The sequence below is a fragment of the Arthrobacter sp. H-02-3 genome, from assembly GCF_003097355.1.
Taxonomy (GTDB): domain Bacteria; phylum Actinomycetota; class Actinomycetes; order Actinomycetales; family Micrococcaceae; genus Arthrobacter; species Arthrobacter humicola.
In genome coordinates this window covers 1-3076 of record NZ_PYUI01000040.1, presented here as the reverse complement: position 1 = coordinate 3076, position 3076 = coordinate 1, and the positions used below count along the sequence as shown (strand labels likewise).

Here is a 3076-nt window from a genome sequence, read left to right as displayed (position 1 = left end):
AATACAATAAATTGGTATCAACAAACTTGGCACACTATTGAGTTCTCAAACAACAGACACACCCGGCACCACCACAACCAACAAACAGTCGCGGATCGCTCCGGAGCAACTTTTCAAACTTACCCGAGTCCGGACCGCTTTGCAAATCAACGTTTCCGCGACCCGCAAACCATCCAACCCGCCCCACCCAACCCGGAGCGCACAAAACGCCGACCAGATCAGGCCTTGAAATTTAGGGGATTGGCCGCCTCCGGTTCCCAGCATTTCCGCTGGTCTCCCTCGCGGCGACTTAGAAAACAATACACCCACCACGCCCCCACCGCAAACCCACCCCCACAGCATGGTCATCGGGGTGTCTGGCCCGGAAATCCGGGGCGAAACGGGGCATGGAGCCCGAAAGTGGCGCCCCGGCGTCGTTCTTCAGTTCTGTACCCTCCGTCACATCCTGGCGCCCCGCCGGATACCATCGGAGGGTGAGGGCATACCGCCGGCGCAGGAGACGAGCCTTTCTCCATCGGCGTGCCTCCCGGCCGGCCGCCAAACGCCGGCCGGCCGTCACCGGCCTGTCACAGGGCGAGGTGGCCACGCGGGTCGAGCACGGGCTGACAAACCGCGTCCCGGACACCACCAGCCGGAGCCTGTGGCAGATCTTCCGGGCCAACGTCTTCACGCTCTTCAACGCAATCGTCGGCACGAGCTTCCTGCTGCTACTGCTCTTGGGACAATGGCAAGACGCACTGTTCGGCCTCGCCGCCGTTAGCAACGCCGTGATCGGCGTTGTCGAGGAATACAGGGCGAAGAAGTCCTTGGACCGGTTGGCTGTTCTCAACGCCCCGCTGGCAAGGGTGTTGCGCGAGGGTCAGATCCACGACATCGCCACGGCCGACGTCGTGAAGGACGACGTCCTGGTGTTGCGAGCCGGGGACCAGGTCACTGCCGACGCCGCAGTACTCGAGTCGTCCGGCCTCGAGGTGGACGAATCGCTCCTCACGGGCGAAGCAGACCCCGTGGACAAGGACGCGGGGACGGAGGTGCTCTCCGGATCGATCGTCGTGGCCGGCCACGGCACTGCCCGGGTTGTCCGGGTAGGGGCGGAGTCGTTCGCGAGCCGGCTGACGGTCGATGCGCGTCGCTTCTCGCTGGTGAACTCCGAGATCCGCAACAGCCTTAACCGCGTACTGCGCTGGATTGCCTGGATCCTGCTGCCGGTGGCCATCCTCGTGATCAACGGCGAGATCCAGGCGCGCGGCGGCTGGCAGACCGCCTATTCCACCGGTGCCTGGACGCCGGCTCTGGTGGGCCTCATTGCCAGCATGATCGCGATCGTCCCGCTGGGACTCGTACTGCTCACGAGCGTGGCTTTCGCCGTGGGCGGGCTCCGGCTGGCCGGTCACAATGTGCTGATCCAGGAGCTCGCCGCTGTCGAGGGACTGGCACGCGTAGACGTACTGTGCATGGACAAGACCGGAACCCTCACCGAGGGAGGGCTGGTCTTCGATGCCGTCCACCCGTTGGCGCCGCAACCGGGATGGGAGCAAGTCCTGGCATGGTTTGGCGCCGAGCCCGAGGCAAACGCCACGGCACGCTGCCTGAGTACGGCTTTTGAGTACGACGGCGGCCTGCAGCCGGCGCGGTCAGTGCCGTTTTCTTCCGCCCGGAAGTGGAGCGGGGTCAGCTTCAACGGGCGCACGCGTGCGGCGCGCACCTGGATTCTCGGAGCGCCGGAGATGATGCTTGTGCAGGGGGAGGAGTCGCCCGGATTTGAGACGTCCCCGGTCTCTGCTCCCGACGGCGCCGTCCCGCCCCAGAGCAACGAACCCAGCCGGGGCGACATCTTGCGTCAGGCCGGCGAACTGGCTGAGACAGGGCTGCGGACTCTGCTTTTGGCCCGCGCTGATCAGTTGCCGAGCAATGGGAAGCTGGAGGAGCTGCCGGGGTCCCTCCATCCTGTGGCCCTGCTGACGTTCCGGGAACAGCCCCGCGCCGATGCCCGGGAGACCCTCAAGTTCTTCCGCGACGAGGGCGTCGGTTTGAAGATCATCTCCGGCGATGATCCCCGGACCGTTGCCGCCATTGCGCGCCGGATTGGCCTGGAGGTCACGGAGGGCTTCGACGCACGCTCACTCCCCGAGGATCCGTTGCACCTGGAGGAAGTGATGGAGGCGAACATGGTTTTTGGTCGGGTGACTCCGGCCCAGAAGAGGGCTATGGTCGAGGCGCTGCAACGCCGGGGACACACCGTGGCAATGACCGGCGACGGCGTCAACGATGCCCTTGCGCTGAAGACAGCCGACCTTGGCATCGCCATGGACTCCGCGGCGCCCGCAACAAAGGCCGTGGCGCGTCTGGTGTTGCTCGACGGCCGCTTCGACCGACTTCCCGGGGTCCTTGCTGAAGGCCGGCAGGTGATCGCCAATATCGAACGCGTCTCGAGCCTCTTCCTGAGCAAGACGGTCTACGCGACGGCTATCGCAGTGACGTTCGGGCTCCTGGACTGGAAGTTCCCTTTCCTTCCCCGCCAGCTGTCCTTCACTGACGGCCTGACAATCGGAATCCCGGCGTTCTTTTTGGCGCTCATGCCGAACCCGCGCCGCTACCAGCCTGGATTCCTGCGCCGGGCCCTCTGGTTCTCCGTGCCGGCAGGACTTATCGTGACGGCCTCGCTGCTCACGCTCAATGCCCTGGCGCCGTTGGCCGGCACGGCGACGCCCGAACAAGTCAGCAGCGCCTCGGTGCTGACGCTGTCCATCGTTGGGTTGTGGATCCTCTCGGCTGTGTCCCGGCCCCTCAATGCAGGGCGACTTGCTGTGGTGGTGGCCATGAGCGCCTCGTTGGTGGCCCTGCTCAACCTGCCGCTCGCGCAGGAGTTCTTCCTGCTCTCGCGACCTCCGGGCGGGTTGTTGCTCGCTGCGGTGGCGTGCGGGGCCGCCGGGGGCCTCGGAGTCGAGGTTCTGGCCCGGGTCCACGCCCGCGCATTCCCGGTGCAGGGGCTGGGCTGGAAGTGAAGGAGAGTCCCGCCCGCGGACGTTCCACAGGTGAGGGCGGGTCCCCGGGGGGTGTTCCGGTGGTGGGGGTG

The 3076-nt window shown here is 65.8% G+C and carries 1 protein-coding gene; it reads left to right on the top strand.

Annotated elements, in window-relative coordinates; translation table 11 throughout:
* The first annotated feature begins 578 nt into the window (after positions 1–578).
* Complete coding sequence (locus C9424_RS21225) at positions 579–3005, top strand: HAD-IC family P-type ATPase (RefSeq protein ID WP_116768810.1); 2427 nt, start codon at positions 579–581, stop codon at positions 3003–3005.
* The last annotated feature ends 71 nt before the right edge of the window (positions 3006–3076 follow it).